This is a genomic window from Pseudomonas sp. AC255 (genome assembly GCF_979258175.1).
This window is the reverse complement of the sequence record NZ_OZ409841.1, coordinates 3,354,958-3,378,598: the sequence shown is the minus strand read 5'-3', so window position 1 is coordinate 3,378,598 and position 23,641 is coordinate 3,354,958. Positions and strand designations below refer to the sequence as shown.

Sequence of the window (23,641 nt, the reverse complement as noted above, 5' to 3'; positions counted from 1 at the left end):
GGGATTTACGGTTATGAGTCGAACAGATCTTTTGCCGGACGCTGGTCCGGTCCTGCCACTACGCCAAGCGATCTATCGCGCCGGTCGTGACTACAAGGGCGGAATTACCGCCCTTGCCTTTGAAATGGTGTTGGACAACGACACCCTCCAGAAAAAACTCAAGCTCGATGAAGAACGCCGCTGGCTGAATCCAGATGAGCTTGAGGAAGTGATCAGGCTAACCGCTGATCCACGCTTGCTGGACGCATTGATGCGTCCAGCAGGTGCGGTTTGGTACCGGCCCGTGGCCGTACCGGCAACCCGTGATGCCTTGAAAGCGGTTGGTAAGCTACTCGGGGAAACCGGTGAATTCGTGGCCAAGATGCACGACGGCGCGGCGGACAACGTCTGGGAGCTTCATGAAGTCGTGGATCTCGAAAAGCACGGAATGGATGTGATCCGCGAAGTCCTTGGAATCATGGCGGGCGCTCGTCAGGCGATGGAGGATCGCATCAATGGCTGATGATATCGACCGCGCAAACGAGCAGGCGCAATACCTGCTTGATGTTGCTATTCATCGTAGTCGCCGCGTGCCATCGAGCCGCGTTAGCGCGCAGTTCTGTGACGACTGCGACGAACCAATCCCGTTGCTTCGACAGCAGAAGGTTGAAGGTTGCGAGACCTGCGTCTCTTGTCAGGAGTTGCGGGAGGCCCGGCGATGAGTGAGTCGGGCAAAGGAACAGCCATCGCTACATGGGCAAAGCGTTACATCAGTACTTTTGACTTGGCACTCGTATCGATTGATCCAGGTGAAAAGGCTCCGAAAGGCCTAGGGTGGAATAAGCCCGGAGGCTATATCACCGACGCCGACACGGCCGAGGCGTTCTGGCAACGAAACCCAAATCACAACCTTGGCGTCGTGCTGGGGCCGAGCCGCGTTTGTTCATTGGATGTTGATGACGTTCAATGGACCCGTCATGTTCTGTATGAACTGTTGGGCCTTGACCTTGATGCAATGGCAGTGGTGTTCCCGACTATCGTCGGGAATCCGCTGCGATTCCGGGTGGTTTTCAAGTTGCCGGAAGGCATTGAACTCACGCGTCATTCACTTTCATGGCCGAATGAAAAAGACCCGGACGGTTCGATTTTCAAAGGGTTGATGGACAAGGCCAAGTGCGCGAAAGAGCAGGGTGATCTTGCCGCAGCAGCTGCTGCACGAACCGAAGCAGAACCGTTCAAACGCTTCACGGTCTTTGAACTACGTGCGGGATTGGTGCAAGACGTATTTCCACCATCAATTCATCCCGGTACCGGCAAACCTTACATCTGGAAAACTGCTCCAAGTGCTACTGACGGGTTGCCGACGCTGACCAACGAACTGCTTACCATTTGGCAGAATTGGGAGTTCTTTAAGCGAGATGCTGAAGCTGCGTGTCCATGGGCGGTTGCGCCACCGAAGCCACCGGTCAAAGCCCAAAAGCGTCCTGCACTCGGTGGCGGCAAACGGCCCTCGGTAATTGATGAATTCAACCGCTGTCACGATGTCGCGGAGCTTCTTCGTGTCCATGGATACATCAAGCGAGGCAATAAGTGGCTGTACCCTCAAAGCAGCACCGGTCTGCCAGGAGTGACGATCAGCGAGGACAAGGTTTATTCGCACCACGGTGCTGACCCTCTCGCGAACGGGCATCAGAATGACGCCTTTGAAGTGTTCTGCTTACTCGAGCACGGTGGCGACCAGTCGAAGGCTGTGAAGGATGCTGCGCGAATGTTGGGCATGCAATACGCCGCCCGTTCAGATGCGAATGATCTTCCCCCGACCCCATCCGGTGAATTGAGCGGGCCGATCTCCGACGACACATGCTCGCCCAGCGAGGCCGCTCCTGCTCCTGATGGGGGGCGGGGGAGGTCATAACGCTGGATCACATACTTCGTCGTTTTGCGCTGGTTGAGGGCACCACTCATGTGTGGGATTGCGACCAATCGAAGGTAATGAAGAAGTCCGCCTTCGAAGCTCGTGTGGGCAAGCCACTGGCCAAAGCCTGGTTGGACGACACCGGAAAGAGGCTGATTTCTGACGATCATGTTCGCGAGATCGAGCAGGCGCGCCGCATGGCTGGGAAGAAAGGCGGTGCATTCGGGATGTCTCCAACCGATCGCTACGTTTACATCGATGGCACCAAAGACGTTTGGGATCGCGAAAAGAAGCGGCGCATAGCCGAGGGCGCGGTGAAGATGGCGCTGGGTGACACTTACCCGCTGTGGCTGAACAGCAGCGAGCGCCGCACCGTCGATGTTGAACACATCGTGTTTGATCCGACAATGACGAAGGATCCTGCGGTGTACATCAATACCTTTGACGGGTTGCCGCTTGAGCCAGTCAGAGATGATGCAGCGTGTGCCAACCTGCGTTGGTTGATCTCATTTCTTTGTAACCATGATGAAGCTGCAACCGATTGGCTAACTCGCTGGCTGGCGTATCCGCTGCAGCACTTGGGCGCCAAGATGGACACCGCTGTGTTGATGCATTCGATCATGGAAGGTTCGGGCAAGAGCCTGTTGTTCGCTGACGCGCTCGGCATGCTTTATGGCCAATACGCGGCGACTGTTGGTCAGACGCAGTTGGAAAGCAGTTTCAACGCGTGGCAAAGCCGCAAATTGTGGTCGGTCTTTGAAGAGGTCGTCAGTCGCGATCAACGTTACAACCAGGTGGGCAAGATCAAGCACTTGATCACTGGTAAAACGGTGCGGATGGAGTCGAAATTCATTAATGGCTGGGAAGAAGCCAACCATATGAATGCGGTGTTTCTCAGCAACGAGATTCTTCCCTGGCCAATCAGCGACAGTGATCGTCGAATGCTAGTCATGTGGCCTATGGAGACTCTGCCAGTCGCACGGCAAAAGGCGATTGGTCGTGAACTAGAGCAGGGTGGGGTGGCGGCGCTCTACGGTTGGTTACTGTCGGTCGATCTAGGGGACTTCAACCAGCGCACGCGGCCGCCATCGACAGAGGCGCGTGAGCGTTTGGTCGCCTTGAGTCGGGCCGGCTGGCAAACATTCTTGCATCTGTGGAAGTACAGCGAGCTGGGGCATGGGCTTTGGGGACCGTGTCTATCGACCGACCTCTATTCGTTGTTTCTCGAATGGTGCCAGCGCAACAAAGAGCACGTTATGAGTCAGACCAAGTTCTCTCTATTTATCAGTTCCGAGGTGGATAAAACGCGGGCGATACCCTGGACTGACGGCAATAACCGTCGCTTCGGCGCGTTTTTCTTTCCTGTGGATCTGGATGCTTCCCCGCCCCCATCACTCAAGGCGGCAGAGCTGGGCAAGCAGGTAGAGAACTGGCGGGCGAAGGCCAAGCTGGCGGGCTGGCACGTGGACAGCTGGGATCACATCAAGGCGCTTGCAGCATGACTATTTTCAAAAGTGTGTTGGGTGTGTCGAGTGTGTGTCGGGTTGATTTTGAATACCCCACACAATTTGAGTGCCCGAATTACATGCCTTCGCGGGTATTGTGTGGGGTGTGTTGGGTTTTGTGTCGCGCACGCGCATGCACGACGTTATTTGCAACGAATTCAACGGAACGAATTTTTTCTTATGCGAAGACTGATAAACCCAACAAACCCAACACACTCAACTCAAGTTTGATTGAAGCATTGAATTTAAAGGGATTTATCTGTGTTGGGTTTGTGTCGGGTTGCGGTTTTTCTGTGTTGGGTTGGGTTTTACGGGGGCAGGGCAATGATTGAGGCGATGGAGTTGTTGCTGAAACATTGGGGCGAGCAATGCCGACACGCCGGTGAAGCCGGAGGCATGGGTAGCCCGATGGCGACGATCATGGAGTGGGGCGGTTGTGCGCCGCGGGGCACACCCGGTTCTCGGATCCTTCTCGGCGGTGGTGCGGGTCCAGATGCAATTGCGCAGGAAATTGGTGCCGCCCTTTCCGAGATTGCCCGGCAAGATGGTCGGGGTGAAAGGCTGCAACAGTTGGCAGTTATGCGTTACGGCTTTGATCCTGCACCGACATGGGCAGCGCAGATGCACGAACTGGGCTACGTCTCAAAGGCGAAGCAAACCTACTACGATCTTGTGCATCGTCTTCATGTCCGACTGTTTGAGGTGCTGGCCGAGCGCAAGGACGCACGTAAGTGGCTTACCGTTGGTCGGGGCGCTTTACCTCAAAGTCTCCTCAAAGTTGCGTCAAAGTTGCGTCAAGTTGGATAACCGAAAATGCCCCCTTTTCGGTTCCGTACTCAGGGGGTAAAAAGTCCCCACGATATGGATTCTGCGCCTTGGCGCTTCCCCGAGCACGTGCTGTGCACTTCGTCCTGGCGTATGCCGCGACATTGAAAACCCTGCCCTCCGGCGGGGTTTTCTTTTTGTGTTCGGCATGCTCCTTCACTTGAGGCACAACATGACAAATGAGCAGCAAGCGCTGGCAGAAATGCCGATCTGGTTGGTGATCGTCCTGGCTCTGGTCGGCGGCGTATCCGGTGAGATGTGGCGAGCAGACAAGGATGGTGCCCGTGGCTGGGCGCTGATGCGTCGGCTTGCGCTTCGATCCGGTGCCTGCATTGTCTGCGGAGTCTCGGCAATGATGCTGATGATCGCGGCGGGCATGTCGCTCTGGACGGCGGGCGCCTTGGGTTGTCTCACGGCAATGGCCGGTGCAGATGTTGCCATCGGCTTGTACGAACGCTGGGCTGCCAAGCGGCTTGGCGTGTGCGATGTCCCGCCGAATGGCGGCGGACCAGCCTGAAACCGCCGGGGACCCTAGGGTTATTCGGAGGGTACGGGGTCGGAAACCCGCGGGACTGTGTTAGCGGAAGGTTCACCAGCTAAGTGAACTGAGGTGAACAGGTGAACTCGCGGGGTGAACTGGAGAATTAAGCATGACAATCATCAGCAAAACGGAGTTTGCGGCCCGCCGCGGTTGGGCCAAATCCTATGTTTCAAAATTGGCCAGTCAGGATCGGCTGGTGCTTACCGAGAACGGCAAAATCGACCTTGAGGCCACCGAGGCGCTGCTCGATAAAACCAGCGATCCCAGCAAGGCTGCCGTAGCCGAGCGACACCAGCAGGACCGGATTCAGCGCGACGTTTACAGCCAACTGTCTCCTCTGACCGAGCCGACTTCCACGGCTGCGCCGCCGCACCTGATGCCAGTCGACGGCAAACACCCTGACTACCAGAAGTCCCGCGCCCTGCGTGAGCACAACATGGCCAAGCTGGCGGAGATCGAACTGGGCAAAGCTCAAGGTTCGCTGGTCTCCAAAGAAGCGGTAGAAACCGGCGCCTACAACGCAGGCCGCTTGCTGCGCGATCAACTGTTCGGCCCTTTGCCGCAACTGTCCCACGACCTTGCAGCCATGACCGATCCCTGGCTGATCGAAAAGCACCTGACCGCCACCTTCCGTCGAACGCTGGAGGAAGCCGAGCGCCTCTCTTCAGCAGACCTTGACCACGCCATGACAACGGACTGAACCCATGCACACGGAATTTCCTGACGGTGCAGAGGTGTACCGTGAGGCATATTTCCGTGGACTGCGCCCCGACCCAGATCTCTGGATCGACGAATGGGCCGACGAGTACATGCGAATTCCGCGTGACACCGGCGCCCCTGAACCCGGCCAGTACCGCACCTCTCGAACACCTTATGCCCGCGAGCCAATGCGCTGCCTGTCGCCCGCTCACCCTTGCAGACGCGTGATCACCATGGTGGCCTCGCAGCTGATGAAAACGCAGATCGCCCTGAACTGGATGGGCGGCCTGATCCACATGGCACCGTCGAACATCCTGGCGCTGCTCCCCAGCCTTGGGCTGTCCAAGCGAGTGTCTGGGCGGATCAGCAAGACCATCAAGGCCACGCCCGTTCTGCGCGAACGGGTCGCGGCCACCCGCTCGCGGGACGCACGCAACACGATGGACACCAAGGAATTCGAGGGCGGCTCGCTGTACGTCACCACGGCTGGTTCTGCGGCCAACCTTTCGGAGCTGTCGGCGCGTTATATCTACGGCGACGAAGTCGACCGTTGGGAGAATGACGTCGGCCAGGAGGGTGATCCCATCCGGCTGGCCGAGACGCGGGCGACCAACTTCGGCCGTAACGCCAAGATCTATTTTTCCAGCTCGCCAACGATCAAGGGCGCATCGCGAATTGCGGATCTGTTCGAGTCCAGCGACCAGCGACACTACTACGTGCCGTGCCCCACCTGCGGCCATATGCAGGTGCTGGAATGGGAGCGGCTGCACTACAGCAAGGACCTCAGCACTGTGCATTACGAGTGCGCAGCACCTGAATGCGACGTGCTGATCGAGGAACACCACAAGAGCGACATGCTCGCCCGAGGCGAGTGGCGCGCCCATGCGGGTGGCGACGGAAAAACCGTTGGCTTTCATCTCAACGCGCTGTATTCGCCGACCGGCTGGATGGATTGGGCCGGCCTTGCCGAGGAGTTTGAAGACGCCAAGAAAGCTCAGGCCCAAGGCGACACGAGTCTGATGCAGGTGTTCTACAACACCCGTCTGGCTAAGGTCTGGGACAGCGCACTCGAACAGACCAAGGCGGAAGTGCTGATCGCTCGGGCGCGGCTGGAAAACTACACCCTCGGTTCGATGCCGGTCGGTGTGCTGATGCTGACCGGTGCCGTCGACGTCCAAGCCAACCGTCTGGAGTTGATGGTGATGGGCTTCGGCGTCGGCATGGAGCGCTGGGTTGTTGACCACCAAATCATCTGGGGCGACCCGGCAGACGAACGCACTTGGGCGGTGCTGGACGAGAAACTCAAGGCACGTTACCGGCATCCCTGCGGTGTGGGTCTGGCGATTCTCGCCGTGGGCGTCGACTCCGGCGGTCATCACACCGATGAGGTCTACCAGTTCTGCCGCGTTCGACGCTGGCGCAACACCTTCGCCATCAAGGGCGCAAGCAAACCTGGCAGGCCAGTGATCGCACAGCGCCCGTCCATGGTCGACGTGACGTGGAAAGGCCAGACCGAACGCAACGGCGCCGAGCTGTGGTTCGTCGGCACCGACACCGCCAAAGACTGGATCTACAACCGTTATCCATTCCCGGACGGTCCGGGATCGCTGCACTTTGCCAACGATCTGCCGGACGAATTCTTCGCCCAGTGCGTCGCCGAACGCAAAGTCGTGCGCTACGTGCGCGGCCACAAGCGCATCGAGTGGGTGAAGGGCAAGGCCGAGCGCAACGAAGCGCTCGACCTGATGGTGTACTGCCTCGCGATGGCGCATTACCTCGGCATCAACCGCTACCAGGAACACGATTGGGACCGGGTGCGTCAGGCGCTGGCCCAGTCAGGTCTGTTCGACGATGTCCTCGGCATCAAGCCTGTTCAAGGCGAGCGACTTGATGCTGAGCTAACACCGGCGCCCGCTGCTGTACGCCAAGCCCAACCCGCACCACCACCCGCTGCACCGGTTACACAATCGCGACCGGCAGCACCCCCTCAACGCCGCAGCTCTGCCAGCGGCTATCTGAAGAGACGCTGATATGTCCTTTACAAAAAAGCACCTCGACGCGGTTGAGGCTGCCATTGCTCGCGGTGAGAAAACTGTGCGCTACACCGACCGTACCGTGGAATATCGAACGGTCGATGAACTGCTCAAGGCGCGCGAGGAAATACGCTCGTCGCTTGCCAGCGCAGCCGGGCCGCGTTCGCGCGTGGTCCGGCTGTACCACGCAGGGAAGGGGGTCTGATGGCCCGACACTTCCCAACTCTGACCCGTAACGGATTTGTCCTGCCGTCCAACATCAAGGCCAGTTACGAAGGCGCTGGAGAAGGGCGACGCTCCACTGGCTGGGACGCTCCCGATAACGGGATCAACAGCATCAACACTCCCGCCCTGCGCAATCTGCGGTCGCGCTCGCGGGCGGCGGTTCGCAATGATCCGTATGCCTTCAACGTGATCGACAAGCGCGTCAGCAACCTGATCGGCACCGGCATCACCCCTCGGCCGACAACCGACGATGATGCTTTGCGCAAACTGCTGCAGGAGCTGTGGGGAGATTGGGTCGATGAGTCGGACGCGGATGATCGCACCGACTTCTACGGCCAGCAGGCGCTGGTGGCGCGCACGGTGGAAACCTCTGGCGAGTGCTTCGTACGGTTGCGTCCGCGCGGGCTTGATGAAGGCTTGGCCGTTCCGCTGCAGCTGCAGATCCTCGCACCGGAATTCGTGCCCCACGATAAGTTCGAGACTACCAAAAACGGCAACGTCATCCGCGCTGGCATCGAGTTCACCCCCGGCGGGAAGAGGGTGGCGTACTGGATGTACCTGTCGCATCCGCGCGATGCTGCCTCGCTGAACGCCGGTTACAACCAGTTGGTCCGCGTGCCGGCGACCCAGGTGCTGCACATCTTCGAACCGGTGGAGCCAGGCCAGTTGCGCGGCGTGCCGCGATTGTCGCCGGTGCTCAAGCGCCTGCGCAGCCTCGACAATTACGACGACGCGGTGTTGTTCCGCCAAGAGGTGGCCAACCTGTTTGCCGGTTTCATCAAGCGTCCAGCGCCGGACTCGGGACCCCTTCCCAGAGATCCGGTGACCGGTCAGCCGCTCGATCTGGATCGAGACGGCTTCACGCCGATGGTCGCGCTCGAACCCGGCACCATGCAGGAACTGGGCGCGGGAGAGGAGGTTGAGTTCTCCAAACCGCCAGACGCTGGCAACAATTACCCGGACTTCATGCGGCAACAACTGATGGCTGCTGCAGCGGGGTCGGGTACGCCTTACGAGATCCTCACCGGGGACATGCGCGGAATCAACGACCGAGCACTTCGGGTGGTACTCAACGAGTTTCGGCGCCGCCTCGAACAACTGCAGTTCAGCGTGTATGTCCATCAACTCTGCCGCCCAGTACGAGCAGCGTGGATGGATATGGCTGTTCTTTCGGGCGTCCTGGTGCTGGACGATTACGCACAGAAACGCCGCCAGTACCTGCGCACTCGCTGGGTGCCTCAAGGCTGGGCCTACATCCAGCCAGTACAGGACGTGCAGGCACGCCGGATGGAAGTACAGGCCGGCTTTTCCTCTCGCAGTGAGATGGTGCTGCGCACCGGCTACGACGCCGAAACGGTCGATCTTGAAAACGCCGCCGATCTGGCACGGGCCACAAAACTGGGCCTCAACTACAACACCCTTGATGCCGTCGATGACACCGACGACAAGGAGCAACCATGAGCAAGAAAGCGCGACCGCGCATTTACAACCGCGCAGGCAAGCGTATCGAAGTTCAGGACAAGACCTGGTACGCCCTGCAGGCCAGCGGAGAAGCCATCGAGCGAGTGATCGAGGTTTTCGTCTATGGCGAGATCGGCGCGTGGGGCATCACTGCCAATCAGTTCGTGCAGGATCTGCGCGCCATGGATGATGGTGTTTCGCCCGTGATCGCCGCATTCAACAGTATCGGCGGTGACCTGTTTGACGGTCTCGCCATGCACAACGCGCTGTCGCGTCTGGGCGAGCGTTGCACCGGACGTATCGATGCGCTCGCCGCCAGTGCCGCCAGTGTCGCCGTGTGCGGTGCGCACCGGGTGGTGATCGCTTCCAACGCGATGTTGATGATTCACAACCCGTGGACCTACGCCGCCGGTGATGCGGAAGACTTCCGCAAGGTCGCCGACGTCCTCGACCAGACCATGGAAGCGATCATCGCCGCGTACAAGGCCAAGGCGCCCGACATTGATGAGGTGGAGCTGCGGCGTTTGGTGGCGGCTGAAACCTGGCTGACCGCCAACGAAGCGGTGGCTTTGGGTCTGGCTGATGAAGTGGGTGACGGGGTGAAGGTCAAAGCCTGTCTCGGTCAAGGCGCGGTACTGCAACGATTTCAGAACGCGCCGCCTGAATTGCTGGCCCAGCTCGATGAGCCACCTGAATCGGATCCCGAACTCGAACCTGTCGATCCGCCGCAGGTGCCGCCTGTAGTGGACTCGGCCAAGTTGGCATTGATGATTACTCAGCGCTGCACGGCGGCGGGCATCAGCAACCTGATCGAGCCGCTGCTCAATTCCACCCAGCTCGAAAGCGAGGAAATCGTGCTCACCGGCCTGGCACGCGCCAAGGCGGTGAACGACCTCTGCGTGGCCGCGCGTCTGCCGGAATTCAGCGCCGAGTATGTCGCGGCAGGGCTGGACGCTGCGGCGGTGCGTGCGCGTCTGTTCGACAAGATTGTCACCAGCGGCAAGGGCTTTGAAATCGATAACAGTCTGCCGCTGGCGGACGACCCGGCACCCAAGGTGCTGGCCAAACAACCTGACCCCAACTCGATTTGGGCTGCTCGCCAAGCGGCTCAAACTGGAACCGCGCGCGGCGCGAAAGGAGCACGAGCATGACCATCAAACAGGAACCGATGCACGCGGGTGAATTCCTGCTGTCCGAGGGCGCCGGCACGATCTCGCGCGAAGCGATCAATGTCGCGGCGGGTCCAGCATTGTGGCCGGGACAAATTCTGGGGCTGGTGACCGCCACCGGCGAATTCGCACCGTACGAACCGACTGCTGAGGACGGCACTGAAAACGCTGTCGCCATTTTGTACGGCCCGCTCGGCGAATCCGACGTGGTGCGTCGCGGTCGCGCCGTGGTGCGGCTGGCCGAGGTCAGCGAAGCGCACTTGACCGGCCTCGATCTGGCCGCTGAGAAAGCCTTGGCCGCACATTCGCTGATCGTCCGCTAAAGCATTTCCCTCTTTATTTTGCATCCCGCCGCGTGCGGGATTTTTCGTTTCTGGAGAGTACCCATGGCCGATATCGCCATTTTTGACGACGAAGCGTTCACCGTTACTTCGCTGACCGCTGCACTCAATGATCAACCGTACCTGCCAGGGCGCATCAGCGCCTTGGGGCTGTTCCGCGAGGAAGGCATCACCACCCTGACCGTGCAGATTGAAAAGGACGGTGACACCCTGGCCCTGGTGCCTGCTGGTGAACGTGGTGGTTCTGGCCTGGTGGTTGCGGCGAGCAAGCGCAACCTGATCCCTTTCAACACCGTGCACCTGCCCGAGCGCTTCACCATCAAGGCGGATGAAATCCAAGGCATCCGTGCCTTCGGCACTCGTACCGAACTGCAGGCGGTACAGGACGTGGTGAATGCGCGTCTGGCCAAGGCGCGGCGCCAGTTGGACGCCACGCACGAATTCCAGCGTATGGGCGCACTGAATGGCCAGATCCTCGACGCCGATGGCAAAACCGTACTGCTGGATCTCTATGACCGCTTTGGTGTGGATCGCCAAAAGTTGTCCATGGGATTGGCGGATGCGGGCACGGAGCTTCGGGTCAAGTGCGGTGAAGCGCTGGATATGCAGGAAGACGCGCTCGGCAGCGTGACCAGCACCGGTTCTCGCGCCTTCTGCGGCAAGAACTTCTGGAACAAGCTGATCGTTCACAAGTCGGTCAAAGAGACCTACCTCAATAGTCAGCAGGCAGCGGCTCTGCGCGGTGATGCTCGTGAAAGCTTCGAGTTCGGCGGCATCATCTGGGAACGCTACCGTGGCAAGGTCGCCGGCGTGTCGTTCGTGCATGACGACAAGGCGCTTCTGATCCCTGAAGGCGTGCCGGATCTGTACATATCGGTGTTTGCCCCGGCTGACTACATGGAAACGGTCAACACTCAGGGCATCCCGTACTACAGCATGATCGAGCCGTTGCCCTTTAACAAAGGTATGGCTGGCGAAGCACAGTCCAACCCGCTGCACCTGTGCACTCGACCGCGCGCCCAGATCCTGCTGGAACTCTGACCGTGGGCTTTCGCGACCTGGTCGCCGAGGTCGACGCGGTGGTGTTCGAAACGCTGGGCGATACGGCGCGGATCGAGGGGCGCGAAGAGCCAGTGTTCGGCATGTTCGCCGCGCCTTGGCTGCAACCCAAGTTCGGCAAGCTCAACACCGGGTTGCGCGAGCCGCGCTTCGAGATCCGCGTCAGCGATTCGCAAGGTCTGGAACAGGGCATGCTGGTCAGCGTTGACTTGCCTGCGTTGGATGGCGGCGGCGACTACGACTTGATACAGCTCGAACCGAGCGGCGACGGACTGGTCGCCCTGATTCTGAGGTTGCGGCCATGAGCGTCGGCAGCTATTTCAAACCCTCGGCCGGGGGCGGGATGATCTCCATTCAGTCCTCGGCCGCTGACTTTCAGGCGTTTCAGGACTTTGAAGGTGGTACCGAAAGCTGCTGCTGCGGCGCATCGGCGCGCGATCAACAAGACGCTGGGTTGGTTGCGCACGCACATAGCCCGAGCCGTCAGCCGGTCAGAGCGCATCGCTGTTGCGGCGGTGCGTCAGCGGTTGCGCAGCTATCCGGTTTCCGGCGGGGCTGCGAGCGGCAAACTGTGGTTCGGTTTGAATGCCATCGAGTCCAGCCGGATCGGCCGGGCGCGGCAAAGCGGCAGCGGCGTGTCAGTAGCGGGTCGGCGTTACCAAGGGGCTTTCCTCAAGAAGGTCTACGGCAACAAGCCCGACATATGGATCCGTACGGCCAGCAAGCATTTCAACGCGGACGACTACCCCGACAGCACGGTGTCACCTGGTCGCGGGCCGAGTTCGGGTTGGGTCGCCGAAAACGGCAGTCGTTTCCCGCTGGCCAAGGCCAAGGTATCGCTGGAGCAAGCCCGACCGCACTTTGAAAGCTGGGTAAAAAAGCGGATGAGCGCCTGCTAGAGATCCTCAAGCAGGAACTCAACTTTGAGCTGCAGAAATACCTCAAGAGGATCGGTAATGTCTGACGAACCCTTCAGCCTGGACCAGCTTTATCGGGCGGTTGAGCAGCATCTGCGCGCTCACCTTCCTGGAGTGCAAACAGTCACGGCCTGGCCGAACGTTGCAGATCGCGTATTGCTGCCAGCGGTGTTCCTTGAGGTGGCTGAGATCGAGCCGGGTACCGATATCGGCACCGGCGAAACTTCGCTGATCTTCAAGTTTGAGGCTCGCATCATCGTCGACCCCATCAAGCAGCACCATCATCAACAGGCCGTGCAGTTAGCGACTCAGTTGGCGGTGCTGCTGCGTGCGCAAGCCTGGGGGCTAGCAGTTGAGCCTGCCGAGTTTGTGCAATCGCTGCAGGACTGGACCCAGCCACACCTGGATGGATACACGGTGTGGCTGGTGGAGTGGACTCAGCAGATTTATCTCGGCCTTGAAGAATGGCCGTGGCCGGACGAACCACCGGGAACGTTGGTGTTTGATGTTGAACCTGGTGACGGCCCATTCAGGCCCGAGCATCTGCCGTGAGTTACGTAAGCGCCCAGCATGACCGCATGATCGCGGGGGCGGTAAAGGCTTGCTACGTGGTCGCGGTGGATCTGTCCGCTTCGCCGCCGCTATGTCGCGTGTCGGATGGCAGTGAATGGGTCAGCGCTTGGGTGCGGTGGCACAGCATTGCAGCGGGTAAGGCCCGGCACTGGCGGGCGCCGTCTTTGGGCGAGCAGGGCAGTTTGATCAGTCCCAGCGGCGACGTGTCGCAAGGCACGTTTGTCCCTGGCCTGTATGGCAACGCGGGACCTCCGCCGGATAATCGCGACCATGTCGAGGTCTGGCGCTTCGATGATGGCGGCTCGCTGATCTACGACTGGCAGGCCAAGAGCTACAGCATCAATCTGCCGAGCGGTACGGTCACCATAAAAGTGGCCAGCACCGAAGCTGTCGTAACTGATGCCGCTGTGAGCGTGACCACCGGCAACATCAATCTGAAAGCGGCGGTGATGATCGACGGTGCGCTACACGTTACCAAGGGCATCACCAGCGCGGGTGCGATCATTGACGCCACTGGCAACAGCAATCACCACACGCATTAATTCATTCACGACAGCCCGCCCAGTGCGGGCTTTTTCATGCCTGGAGAAACACATGGCCAAGATCGATACCACCGTTACCGAGGTGCAAGCGTCCTCGGAATCGGCAATTGCATCCTCACCGTACTCATCGCCCGAGTTCTTGAAATTCCGCGACAAGCTCTACACGTCGCGATTGTTGATCGTCCCCGGCACTGACCGTTCCTATCCGGTCGACAAGGCGACGGTCGTGGTGCCGGCCTCGGACATCGAAGCGGTCAAGTTCCTGAAAGCCAGCGACGAATACGAGCCGTTCAAGGAGTGACATCGATGATCGGAATGGATCGCCACACCGGCCTACCCATATCCGGCATCGAGCACCTTCGCCAATCCATCGCCGACATCTTGAGCACGCCGCTGGGCAGTCGCCGGCACCGTATGGAGTACGGCAGCAAGCTGCGGCGGTTTATCGATTTGCCCATCAACGAAGGCTGGAAAAGCGCCGTACAGGCTGAGGTTGCCCGCGCTTTGGGGCGCTGGGAGCCGCGTTTGAAATTGGATCAGGTGCGGGTCATTTCCGTCATTGGCGGGCAAATCAATTTGCAAATCGTCGGGAAGTACCTGGGCGACAGCGTCACGTTGGAGGTGGCCGCATGAGTACCGTAGATCTGTCATCGCTGCCAGCCCCGACCGTGCTGGAGCCTCTGGACTTCGAAGAGGTTTATCAGGACGGGCTGAGCGTGTTTCGCGGGTACATGGGCGGCAACTGGACGGCCGCGCTGGAAAGCGACCCAGTGGTCAAAGTGCTTGAGGTCGGGGCTTACAACAAGGTCGGTAACCGCGCCCGAGTCAATGACGCAGGCAAGGCGCTTTTACTGGCGCACGCCATTCGCGGTGACCTCGATCACTTGGGAGCCAACGTCAATCTGAAGCGCCTGGTCATTCAGCCCGAGGATCTGCTGGCAGTGCCACCAGTGCCCAAGGTCATGGAAGACGACGACCCGTTTCGCGAGCGCATCCAGTTGGCCTATGAGGGCTTGACCACGGCCGGCCCGCGTAACAGCTACATCCTGCATGCACGCAATGCCTCGGGGTTGGTGGCAGATGCCACGGCCGAAAGCCCGAAGCCCTGTTACGTCACTGTCACGGTGCTGGGGTTGGAAGGGGAAGGCGAAGCGCCGCCGGAGCTGCTGGCGACTGTGGCCTCTGCTCTGAATGACGATGACGTCCGTCCGGTTGGTGATCGCGTGACTGTGCAGAGCGCAGAGGTGATCCGTTACGAGATTGACGCCATCTTGCACATGGCCAGCGCTGGTCCGGAAGCGGATGCCAGTTTGGCCGAGGCCAAAAACCGCTTGGCAGGCTGGATCAATCCACGCAAGCGCTTGGGCGTCGAGGTCGCTCGCTCCGCTGTTGACGCACAGTTGCACGTTGCCGGCGTTGCCCGAGTTGAGTTGGTCGGCTGGCAGGATCTGGTCCCGACCAAGGCGCAAGCGGCGTTCTGTACGCGCTACAACGTGAGGCTGGCGGGCTGATATGAAAAGTCTCCTACCGCTCAACAGCACGCAACTTGAACGGGCCATGGAGGCCGCTTTTTTCGAAAAGACGATTGTCCCTTTACGCGACCTCTACAACGCTGACACCTGCCCGGTGCATTTGCTGCCGCATCTCGCTTGGGCATGGTCGGTGGATCGCTGGGATTACCGGTGGACTGAGGCGACCAAGCGCGCAGCCATCAAGGCCTCGTACTACATCCACAAGCACAAAGGCACCATCGGCGCGTTGCGCCGCGTGGTCGAACCGCTGGGCTATCTGATCGAGATTGTCGAGTGGTTTCAGACCGTGCCCGAGGGCGTGCCGGGCACCTTCGCGCTGAAGGTCGGGGTGCTGGATACCGGCATTTCCGAAGAAATGTATCAGGAGCTTGAGCGCCTGATTGACGATGCCAAGCCCGTCACCCGGCAACTGACCGGGCTGGCGATCAGCCTGGAAACTCAAGGCAATTTGAATATCGCGGTAGCCCTCTACGAAGGCGACGAAATCGACGTTTACCCACCCGTCATGCGTGACATTGAGGTTACTGGCAGCGTTGGCGTGGTTGGCCGCGAACACACCATAGACACCCTGGACGTTTATTATGATTGATGCGAATTCGCAGTTTTTCGCGATCCTTACGAATGTGGGGATGGCCAAGCAGGCGAACGCCGACGCGCTCGGCATTCCCTGGCTGATCACGCAAATGGGCGTGGGGGATGCCAACCCGAACGGGCTGGCGGATCCGCCCAACCCGGTGCCATCGGCCAGTCAAATCAAGCTGCTCAATGAGTGGCGCCGAAAGCCGCTCAACCAACTGAAGATCGACCCGGTTAACCCGGCGGTGATCATCGCCGAGCAGATCATCCCGGCCGACGAGGGCGGTAAGTGGATCCGAGAAATCGGCCTCTATGATGCCGACGGCGATTTGGTGGCGGTGGCCAACTGCGCGCCGAGCTTCAAGCCTCTGCTGTCGCAAGGCTCGGGCCGCACGCAAATCGTGCGGATGAACTTCATTGTCACCAGCACCGGCAACATTCAGCTCAAGATTGACCCGTCGGTGGTGCTGGCGACGCGTGAGTACGTCGACGCAAAGATTCTGGAAGAGCTGTACAAGCTCGACAACAAGCAGTCGGTGCGGGTTGCGACCACGGCCAACATTGCGCTGACCGGGCTTCAGTCCATTGACGGCGTGGCACTGGCTGTCGGTGACCGGGTACTCGTGAAAAACCAGAACGCCGCAAAAGACAATGGCATTTGGGTTGCAGCAGCCGCAGGCTGGTCGCGTGCGGTGGATGCTGACTCGAATGCCGAGGTGACGTCGGCATTGCTGGTGTCGGTCGAGCAGGGCGCGACGTTGGCGGATACGCTTTGGCAGTTGATCACTGACGGGGCGATTGTCCTGGGCACCACGGCGCTGACCTTCCAGAACGTCACGCAAGGCTTCGCGCCGATCAACTCGCCGGCGCTGATCAATCCCACGGGAAATACCCCGGGTCAATTCGACAGCAGTAAGCTGCTCGCTAATACCGAATTTGTTAAGCGTATGGGCGTTGAGTATTCATCCTTTACGACCAATGGGGTGAATACGGCGCTTACAGCGGCGCATGTAGGGGGAATGCACAATTTTTCAGGGGCTGCATTATTGGTGGCCACGCTACCCCCTACAGCGGGCGTTGCCCAAGGCGCGACAATTTCCCTTGTTTGCTCTAGCGGGGTTGGCCTGAGCATTCAGCCGGCGGCCGGGGACGCGCTGTATACGTCAATCGGCTCAGTTGGATCGATCATGTTTGGGGTGGCTGACACGGCCGAATTTGTCCGCATCGATACTCAATGGCGCTTACTGGGTGGTACTGCGGCGCTCAAGTATTGCGCCGTGATGCAGGGTTCCAACTGGTTGACGCAGCCGCAGTTTGAAAACGGTAAGTCATTTGCGACGACGGAGTTTGTCCAACGCGCGCTAGGTAACTTGGCCGGTGTGGCAGATATCGGGACTGGCACATTTGCGAATGCTGGCCACGTTGGCAAAAACTTAAACATCGGCGCCGGCAACTCATTCCTGCCGTCCACGGCAGGCATCGCTGATGGCTCGGTTCTGCATTACAAAAATACGGGCATTGGCAGCCATACGCTGTCCCGCACCGGGGCTGACGTAATTTCCTGCGATGGATCGCCCTTGACGTCGATCGTGGTTGGCACCGGCGAAGACCTGCAATTAGTCAAGGTTGGTGCCAACTGGATAGGCTCGGGAACGGCGGCGCTTAAACACAGCGCGGCCTTCATGGCCTCTTTACCTAGCGGTTATCAGAAGCTTCCCAGCGGCCTTATTCTTCAATGGGGTTCGACGGGCATCACGACAACGTCGGTAGGTGCCACCTTCCCGGTGGCCTTTCCAAACCGCTGTGCTTGGATTTGCAGCCAAGACAATGGCGGCGCACCAAGCGTATCCATTTGGACGTTCACTGTCGCAGGGAACGGCTTCACGGCGCACAACATCGGCGCGTTGAACAAGGGTTCGGCGGCTGTAATCGCTGCGGTCCCGTCAGCCTGCGCATGGTTTGCCATGGGCTACTAGGGAGAACTAGCTATGTTCGCTTCACCGTCCAAGTGCGGTTTTTTGATCCTTCGATTCATTCGTCGATGCCGGATGACGTGATCGAGATTACAGCTGAGCGCCATGCGCAACTACTGAAGGGCGAGTCACAGGGGAAGATGATTGACTTCACGCCTGTCAGCGGCCCGGAGTTGATCGATAAGCCCCTGCCAACTTACGAGGCGCAGGTTGCTGAGGAGCGTGGTTGGCGCGATTCGCAATTGCTCTTAACTGACCCTCTGGTTTCCCGCCATCGCGACGAAGTCGAAGAAGGCGGGTTGACCTCGATCACGCCTGAGCAATATGCCGACCTGCAACGCTACCGCCGGCTGTTGCGCGAATGGCCGCAAGGGGATCAATTCCCACTGATCGATCATCGTCCGATCGCACCGTCCTGGTTGATTGAGCAGATCCAATAGACGCCCCGCACTGACGGGGCGTTTTCTTTTCCGTTACGCGTAACACGAACACCCTCACAGCCTCGCTTATGCGGGGCTTTTTCGATTCTGGAGACTGATCCTTATGAGTTTTTTCCACGGCGTTACGACCACGTCGGTCGATACTGGCGCGCGCACCATCTCGCTGCCGTCGTCGTCGATTATCGGTCTGTGCGATACCTTCACACCTGGCGTTCTCGGCGGTGGTACGGCCAAGGCGGGCGAGCTGAAGTTGATCACCACTGAGCGCGAAGCCATCGCCGCTTTCGGCCCTGACTCGGCGATCACCAAGGCCTGTCAGGCCATCTACGTCAAGGCCAAAGCGGTGATCGTCGCCATCGGTGTGGCCAAGCTGGAAGACCCCGCGCTGCAGACCTCGGCGATCATCGGCGGCGTTCTTGCCTCGGGCCAGCGCACCGGACTACAGGCGCTGCTTGATGGCAAAAGCCTCTTTAACGCCCAACCGCGGCTGTTGATCGCGCCTGGCCATACGGCGACTCAGGCGGTGGCCACGGCCATCGACAGCGTGGCGCAGAAGCTGCGCGCTATCGGCATCATCGACGGCCCGGGGACGACCGACGAGGCCGCTATTGCCTACGCCGAGAACTTCGGCAGTCGCAACCTGTTCATGGTCGACCCCGGTGTTAGGTACTGGGACACCGTCACCAGCTCGACGGTCGACGCGCCCGGCTCGGCTTGGGCAGCAGGGCTGTTCGCCTGGACGGATGCTGAATACGGGTTCTGGGCCTCGCCGTCGAACAAGGAGTTGACCGGCATCACCGGTACCGGCCGCGCGGTCGAGTACCTGGACGGCGACGAAACCTGTCGGGCCAACCTGCTCAACAACGCCAATATCACCACGATCATTCGCGACGACGGTTACCGCCTGTGGGGTAACCGCACGCTGTCGAGCGATCCGAAGTGGGCGTTTGTTACCCGCGTTCGCACGCTGTTCATCCTCATGGACGCGGTGCAGGCAGGGCATAAATGGGCGGTCGACCGCTCGATCACCAAGACCTACGTGACCGATGTCACCAACGGTCTCAACGCGTTCATGGCCGACCTGAAAGCCCAAGGCGCGATCATCAATTTTGAAGTCTTCCCCGACACCGAATTGAACACGGCCAGCCAGATCGCCCAAGGCAAGGTGTATTGGCGTATCCGTTTCACCGACGTGCCGCCTGCAGAAAACCCGAATTTCCTTTTCGAAGTCACCGATCAGTGGATGACCGAAGTGCTTGAAGCAGCCTAAAGGGGGCGTAACCAATGATTCCTCAGACTTTGTACAACACCAACCTGTTCGTCGACGGCGTGAACTTCTCCGGCGACGTGCCCAGCCTGACGCTGCCCAAGCTGACCACCAAGACTGACGAATATCGTGGGGGCGGCATGGCCGGCCCCATCGAGATGGATCAGGGGCTTGAAAAAATGGAAGCCTCGTTTGTCACCAAGGGCGTGCGCCGCGAGTCGCTCAAATACTTCGGCCTGGCTGACGGCACGGCGTTCAACGCCACGTTCCGAGGTGCCTTCAAGGGCCAAAAAGGCGCGGTGACAGCGGTCGTTGCCACCCTGCGCGGCCGGCTCAAAGAGGTCGATCTGGGTGACTGGAAAGCCGGTGATGCTGCCGAGATCAAACACGCCGTTGCGGTCACGTATTACAAGCTCGAAATCGACGGGCGCCTGATGTACGAGATCGACATGGTCGCCGGCATTCAAGTGATCGACGGGAAAGACCAACTCCTCGAAGTGCGCCAGGCGCTCGGCCTGTAAGGAAAGATTCAGATGACCCAAGCAATCGCTAAAAACCATCCGGCCTGGCTGTCGCTCAGTGCAGTCGGTGCCGTCGTAACGCTCACCCGCCCAAGCCAAGCCAATAGCATCGACGTCGAGACGTTGAACCTGCGCAACCCGACCGTGCGTGAAGTGCGCGCGGCTGACCGTGCTGCCAACGGCGATGATGAACAGCGCGAACTGATGCTGTTCGCCGGTCTGGCCGAAGTCGGACTGAAGGATCTGGAAGGCCTCAAGCTGACGGATTATCGCCGCGTGCAAACGGCGTATTCGCACCTGGTACCGAAAACCGATTATTCGGACTCGATGCCGGCGTGGCTGTCGCTGACCACCGATCAGGTGCTGGTAACGCTGTCGTGTCCGAGTGAGATCAACGGCGTGACGGTCGACAAACTGGCTTTGCGTTCGCCAACCGTGGGCGACGTGCGGGCGGCCAACTGTGAGGTGGGTGGCGATGATGAGCAGCGCGAGCTGGTGTTGTTTGCTGCGCTGTCCGGTGCGCCTGTGGCGGATCTGGAGGGGCTGAAGCTGGTGGATTTTAACCGCTTACAGGCCGGCTATTTTCGCATGGACAACGACGACGGGCTTTAACCCCAGCGTTATCAAGTCGGCGGCGAAACGTCTAGCGGCGGAAACCGGATTTTCCGCCGCCGAGATCCAGTCTATGCCGTTCGCGGATATGGTGTGGTGGCTCACGGATTGAGCCGCCATCGGTAGTGCTGGGCACATGAGGGCCATGACATGGCAAACAAACTCGCCCTCGGGCTGGTGATCGGCGGTGCCGTCAGTTCCACGGTCGGCGCCGCGTTCAAGGATGTGACCGGGCGCATCAAGCGCCTTGAGGCAGAAGGCAACAAAGCGCGTGTGCTGCAGCGCACGATTGGCGACACCATCCGCCTGCGTGAAGAATGGAAAAAGGCTCACGACACCGGCGCTGCCGGCGCGTCCAAATTACTCAACCGTTTGAACTCGAACCTCGACAGCTTGAAAAAGCAGGGGGTCGAGGTCGGCCGGCTGGAAAAAGCCTATCGCTCGATGGGGCAGACGGCCAACAAAGCCGAGCTGAAAGCCAAGGGTCATCAGCAGATTGATTCTGGCGTAAAGGGCATGAAGGGCGCCGTCGGTGCAGCGGTGGTCGGTGTCGGTGCCATGGCGGTACCGACCAAGGTCAGCGCTGATTTTGGCGCCATTGTGCGAGACATCGCGATCAAGGCCGGCATTGCCAACAAGCCGCAAGAGCAGGAGATGTCGCGCAAGATCATCGACACTTCACGCGATACCGGCATGGCGCGCAACGATGTGGCCGACGTGGTCAATCAGTTGGTCGGCGCCGGTATGGACCTGAGCAAGGCGCTGGAATACGCGCCTGTCGCGGCCAAGTTTGTCGTGGGGCAGGGATCCAGCGGCGTCGACACGGCGAAGATGATCAACGCCCTAGGGCAGAACGCCAAGATCACCGACCCCAAGCAGATGCAGCAGGCGCTGGAAGCGATTGCGTACCAAGGGCAGGCGGGCAGCTTTGAAGCGGCCGACATGGCCAAGTGGTTTCCGGAACTGCTGGCCAACATGGCCAGCAACGGCATCACCGGCTTGGACGCGGTGACGCAATTGGGCGCCATGTTGCAGGTCCAGATGAAGCAGGCAGGCAGTTCGGACGAAGCGGCCAACAACCTGAAAAACTGGATGGGCAAAATCGGTTCGACCGATACGGTCAAGGCTTACGAAAAAGCCGGGATCGATTACAAGGGATCGATGCAGACCGGTTTGCAAAACGGTATGTCGACGCTTGAGACCAGTATGGCGTTGGCTCAGAAATACATTCAGGCGACCGATCCAAAGCGCGCGGCGGCTATGGCCGAAGCGACGTCCAAAATCAGCAAGGAAGCCAATCCAGAAAAGGCGAAGGCCATGATGGCCTCGCTGGAAGAATCCCTGCGCACCGGCGATCTGTTCGCCGACATGCAAGTCAAGGCCGCGCTGTCGGCCTACATGCAGAACAAGGCGCTGTACAGCCAGCTCAAAAACGATTCGCGTGAGGCGACCGGGATCCTCGATAAAAACCTCGCCGAGCGGCGCGAGTCGTCATCGCAAAAATGGGCAGAAATGGCCCAGTCGATGGATGACGCCATGCGCAGCATCGGCGATGCCTTGCGGCCGGTGACGGATGTCGTCGCGGAGTCGTTGACCAAGGTTGCCAAGGGCGTCACTTCGCTGTCTGACAGCGCGCCCGGGGTGGTGATGGGTATCGCCGCGGTCGGTGGTGGGTTGGTTGCGCTCAAAGGAATCGTCAGCTCATTCAAGATCGGCAAAGGCCTGTTGAATCTGGCGCGCGGGTCCTTGGGTAAGGGCAAATCCGGCGAAGTGCAAAGGGTCTTTGTGACCAACGCCGAGGATGGCGCTGGCGGCAATGCCGAACCCAAGGGTAAGGCCGGTAAAGCGCTGTCATTGGTTGAAACCGGCCTCAAGGCAGTGGCGGCGTTCAAGGGCTCGCCGGCAGATGGCACCGATGATGCCAGCGACAAGAAACCCGGGAAATTCGATCTGGTCACCACTGGCCTCAAAGTCGTATCACTGGCCAAGGAAGCGGCGTCGGGAGGTGATGAAGGCGGTCAGGCCGGAGGTGACGACGCAGTCAGGAAGGTTTTCGTCGTCAACGCTAATGCTCTGGGCGGCGCCGGCGGTGCGGATATTCAAGGCGAATCTCGTCGGCGTGGTCGCGGCTCGCGGCGCCATGTTTCGCGGCGTCGGCCGCTGCCTCGCCCTGGGTCGTCGCGTCCACCGATATCACGTCCACCTGTTCCAGTGGTACGTCCGCCAATTCCTCCGGTACCGCCAGTACCGGCCGGTACGATGGCCAAGCTGGGCGGGGTTGTACAGGCCGTTGGTAAGGTCGGCAAAGTCGCCAAGATGATCCCGGGCGGTACGCTGCTGGAGTCTGGGGCGATGGCCTACGAGACGTTTGAAAACGCCAAGACCAAGGATGAAAAAGCCGAGGGCTACGGTGCGGCTGCGGGCAATCTCGCCGGCACGATGGCAGGCGCAGCAGCAGGCGCCGCCATCGGTTCGGTGGTGCCGATCATCGGCACCGCCATCGGCGGCCTGATCGGTGCTTACTTGGGCAGTCAGGGCGGTGCGGCGCTGGGCGGATCTCTGGGTAAGTCGCTGTTTGGTGGCGAGGATGAAAAGCCCGAGCAAACGGCAAAGGCGCCGGTGCCGACCACGCCGCTCATGATGGCGTCAGCGGGCCAGCAAGGACCAGCGCTGGGGGATGTCGCGCGCTCGATGGCGGTGACGGCGCCGCTCAAGTCGGCGGCGCTGGCGATCCAACCCAAGGAGCCAGAAAAACCTGTGCCGGCCAAGGTGGACCAGCAGTTTCAGTACTCGCTGAACATGCCGGTCACGGTGCAGGGCGACGTCAAGGACCCGCAAGCTTTGGCGCAGGATCTGATGCCGCACATGCAGCGAATGATGGCGGATGCGGCGAAGAGTAACGCCGCCAAGCTGTACGACGAACCCCATGTCTAAGG

25 protein-coding genes and 2 pseudogenes are annotated in these 23,641 nt (G+C 59.9%); all 27 read left to right on the top strand.

What is annotated here, in order from left to right; all coding sequences use genetic code 11:
- The first annotated feature begins 13 nt into the window (after positions 1 to 13).
- The 27 genes and pseudogenes from ACZZ0K_RS15325 (at position 14) to ACZZ0K_RS15195 (ending at position 23,639) form a co-directional block, all read left to right on the top strand.
- Entirely contained in the window at positions 14 to 502 is a 489-nt protein-coding gene (locus tag ACZZ0K_RS15325; protein WP_034156300.1) for a phage regulatory CII family protein, read from the top strand.
- A complete protein-coding gene (locus ACZZ0K_RS15320) occupies positions 495 to 701 on the top strand; it encodes a TraR/DksA C4-type zinc finger protein (protein ID WP_101158491.1) in 207 nt (68 codons plus the stop codon). Before ACZZ0K_RS15325 ends, ACZZ0K_RS15320 begins: the two co-directional genes overlap by 8 nt.
- Positions 698 to 3,396, top strand: a pseudogene (locus ACZZ0K_RS15315) (DUF5906 domain-containing protein). Before ACZZ0K_RS15320 ends, ACZZ0K_RS15315 begins: the two are co-directional and overlap by 4 nt.
- Complete coding sequence (locus ACZZ0K_RS15310; RefSeq protein ID WP_463559185.1) at positions 3,393 to 3,731, top strand: hypothetical protein; 339 nt, start codon at positions 3,393 to 3,395, stop codon at positions 3,729 to 3,731. Before ACZZ0K_RS15315 ends, ACZZ0K_RS15310 begins: the two are co-directional and overlap by 4 nt.
- Positions 3,724 to 4,206, top strand: a complete 483-nt coding sequence (locus ACZZ0K_RS15305; protein WP_227234940.1) for a hypothetical protein — start codon at positions 3,724 to 3,726, stop codon at positions 4,204 to 4,206. Before ACZZ0K_RS15310 ends, ACZZ0K_RS15305 begins: the two co-directional genes overlap by 8 nt.
- A gap of 190 nt (positions 4,207 to 4,396) precedes the next feature.
- Entirely contained in the window at positions 4,397 to 4,741 is a 345-nt protein-coding gene (locus ACZZ0K_RS15300; RefSeq protein WP_034156347.1) for a phage holin family protein, read from the top strand.
- Between the two features lie 133 nt (positions 4,742 to 4,874).
- Entirely contained in the window at positions 4,875 to 5,465 is a 591-nt protein-coding gene (locus ACZZ0K_RS15295; protein WP_463559184.1) for a terminase small subunit, read from the top strand.
- Positions 5,466 to 5,469: 4 nt separating this feature from the next.
- Positions 5,470 to 7,494, top strand: coding sequence for a phage terminase large subunit family protein (locus ACZZ0K_RS15290; RefSeq protein WP_463559183.1), 2,025 nt, complete (start codon positions 5,470 to 5,472; stop codon positions 7,492 to 7,494).
- Between the two features lies 1 nt (position 7,495).
- Positions 7,496 to 7,702 (top strand): phage head-tail joining protein, encoded by a 207-nt coding sequence (locus ACZZ0K_RS15285; protein ID WP_008087653.1) that lies wholly within the window; start codon positions 7,496 to 7,498, stop codon positions 7,700 to 7,702.
- Positions 7,702 to 9,183, top strand: coding sequence for a phage portal protein (locus ACZZ0K_RS15280; RefSeq protein ID WP_463559182.1), 1,482 nt, complete (start codon positions 7,702 to 7,704; stop codon positions 9,181 to 9,183). Before ACZZ0K_RS15285 ends, ACZZ0K_RS15280 begins: the two co-directional genes overlap by 1 nt.
- Complete coding sequence (locus tag ACZZ0K_RS15275; RefSeq protein WP_463559181.1) at positions 9,180 to 10,334, top strand: head maturation protease, ClpP-related; 1,155 nt, start codon at positions 9,180 to 9,182, stop codon at positions 10,332 to 10,334. Before ACZZ0K_RS15280 ends, ACZZ0K_RS15275 begins: the two co-directional genes overlap by 4 nt.
- Positions 10,331 to 10,675 (top strand): head decoration protein, encoded by a 345-nt coding sequence (locus ACZZ0K_RS15270; RefSeq protein ID WP_137215300.1) that lies wholly within the window; start codon positions 10,331 to 10,333, stop codon positions 10,673 to 10,675. Before ACZZ0K_RS15275 ends, ACZZ0K_RS15270 begins: the two co-directional genes overlap by 4 nt.
- A gap of 63 nt (positions 10,676 to 10,738) precedes the next feature.
- Positions 10,739 to 11,734, top strand: coding sequence for a major capsid protein (locus ACZZ0K_RS15265; protein WP_463559180.1), 996 nt, complete (start codon positions 10,739 to 10,741; stop codon positions 11,732 to 11,734).
- A gap of 2 nt (positions 11,735 to 11,736) precedes the next feature.
- Complete coding sequence (locus tag ACZZ0K_RS15260) at positions 11,737 to 12,057, top strand: head-tail joining protein (protein ID WP_323161826.1); 321 nt, start codon at positions 11,737 to 11,739, stop codon at positions 12,055 to 12,057.
- Positions 12,054 to 12,716 (top strand): annotated as a pseudogene (locus ACZZ0K_RS15255) (hypothetical protein). The gene ACZZ0K_RS15260 and the pseudogene ACZZ0K_RS15255 overlap by 4 nt, the downstream one beginning before the upstream one ends.
- Positions 12,709 to 13,221 carry a hypothetical protein gene (locus ACZZ0K_RS15250; RefSeq protein WP_463559179.1) on the top strand — a complete coding sequence of 171 codons (513 nt, stop codon included), beginning with the start codon at positions 12,709 to 12,711 and terminating at the stop codon, positions 13,219 to 13,221. Before ACZZ0K_RS15255 ends, ACZZ0K_RS15250 begins: the two are co-directional and overlap by 8 nt.
- Positions 13,218 to 13,784 carry a phage baseplate assembly protein V gene (locus tag ACZZ0K_RS15245; RefSeq protein WP_463559178.1) on the top strand — a complete coding sequence of 189 codons (567 nt, stop codon included), beginning with the start codon at positions 13,218 to 13,220 and terminating at the stop codon, positions 13,782 to 13,784. The genes ACZZ0K_RS15250 and ACZZ0K_RS15245 overlap by 4 nt, the downstream gene beginning before the upstream one ends.
- 52 nt (positions 13,785 to 13,836) lie before the next feature.
- Positions 13,837 to 14,085, top strand: coding sequence for a hypothetical protein (locus tag ACZZ0K_RS15240; protein WP_240996692.1), 249 nt, complete (start codon positions 13,837 to 13,839; stop codon positions 14,083 to 14,085).
- A gap of 5 nt (positions 14,086 to 14,090) precedes the next feature.
- Complete coding sequence (locus tag ACZZ0K_RS15235; protein WP_186633565.1) at positions 14,091 to 14,417, top strand: GPW/gp25 family protein; 327 nt, start codon at positions 14,091 to 14,093, stop codon at positions 14,415 to 14,417.
- On the top strand, positions 14,414 to 15,295 hold the full coding sequence (locus tag ACZZ0K_RS15230; protein WP_463559177.1) for a baseplate assembly protein: 882 nt from the start codon (positions 14,414 to 14,416) through the stop codon (positions 15,293 to 15,295). The genes ACZZ0K_RS15235 and ACZZ0K_RS15230 overlap by 4 nt, the downstream gene beginning before the upstream one ends.
- Position 15,296: 1 nt before the next feature.
- On the top strand, positions 15,297 to 15,905 hold the full coding sequence (locus tag ACZZ0K_RS15225; protein WP_463559176.1) for a phage tail protein I: 609 nt from the start codon (positions 15,297 to 15,299) through the stop codon (positions 15,903 to 15,905).
- Positions 15,898 to 17,868, top strand: a complete 1,971-nt coding sequence (locus ACZZ0K_RS15220) for a phage tail protein (RefSeq protein WP_463559175.1) — start codon at positions 15,898 to 15,900, stop codon at positions 17,866 to 17,868. The genes ACZZ0K_RS15225 and ACZZ0K_RS15220 overlap by 8 nt, the downstream gene beginning before the upstream one ends.
- A gap of 65 nt (positions 17,869 to 17,933) precedes the next feature.
- Complete coding sequence (locus tag ACZZ0K_RS15215) at positions 17,934 to 18,305, top strand: phage tail protein (RefSeq protein ID WP_463559174.1); 372 nt, start codon at positions 17,934 to 17,936, stop codon at positions 18,303 to 18,305.
- A gap of 103 nt (positions 18,306 to 18,408) precedes the next feature.
- Positions 18,409 to 19,575, top strand: a complete 1,167-nt coding sequence (locus tag ACZZ0K_RS15210) for a phage tail sheath subtilisin-like domain-containing protein (RefSeq protein ID WP_463559173.1) — start codon at positions 18,409 to 18,411, stop codon at positions 19,573 to 19,575.
- A 14-nt stretch (positions 19,576 to 19,589) separates the two neighbouring features.
- Entirely contained in the window at positions 19,590 to 20,093 is a 504-nt protein-coding gene (locus ACZZ0K_RS15205; RefSeq protein WP_073473004.1) for a phage major tail tube protein, read from the top strand.
- A gap of 12 nt (positions 20,094 to 20,105) precedes the next feature.
- Positions 20,106 to 20,705, top strand: coding sequence for a phage tail assembly protein (locus ACZZ0K_RS15200; protein ID WP_463559172.1), 600 nt, complete (start codon positions 20,106 to 20,108; stop codon positions 20,703 to 20,705).
- A gap of 150 nt (positions 20,706 to 20,855) precedes the next feature.
- Positions 20,856 to 23,639 carry a phage tail tape measure protein gene (locus ACZZ0K_RS15195; protein ID WP_463559171.1) on the top strand — a complete coding sequence of 928 codons (2,784 nt, stop codon included), beginning with the start codon at positions 20,856 to 20,858 and terminating at the stop codon, positions 23,637 to 23,639.
- The last annotated feature ends 2 nt before the right edge of the window (positions 23,640 to 23,641 follow it).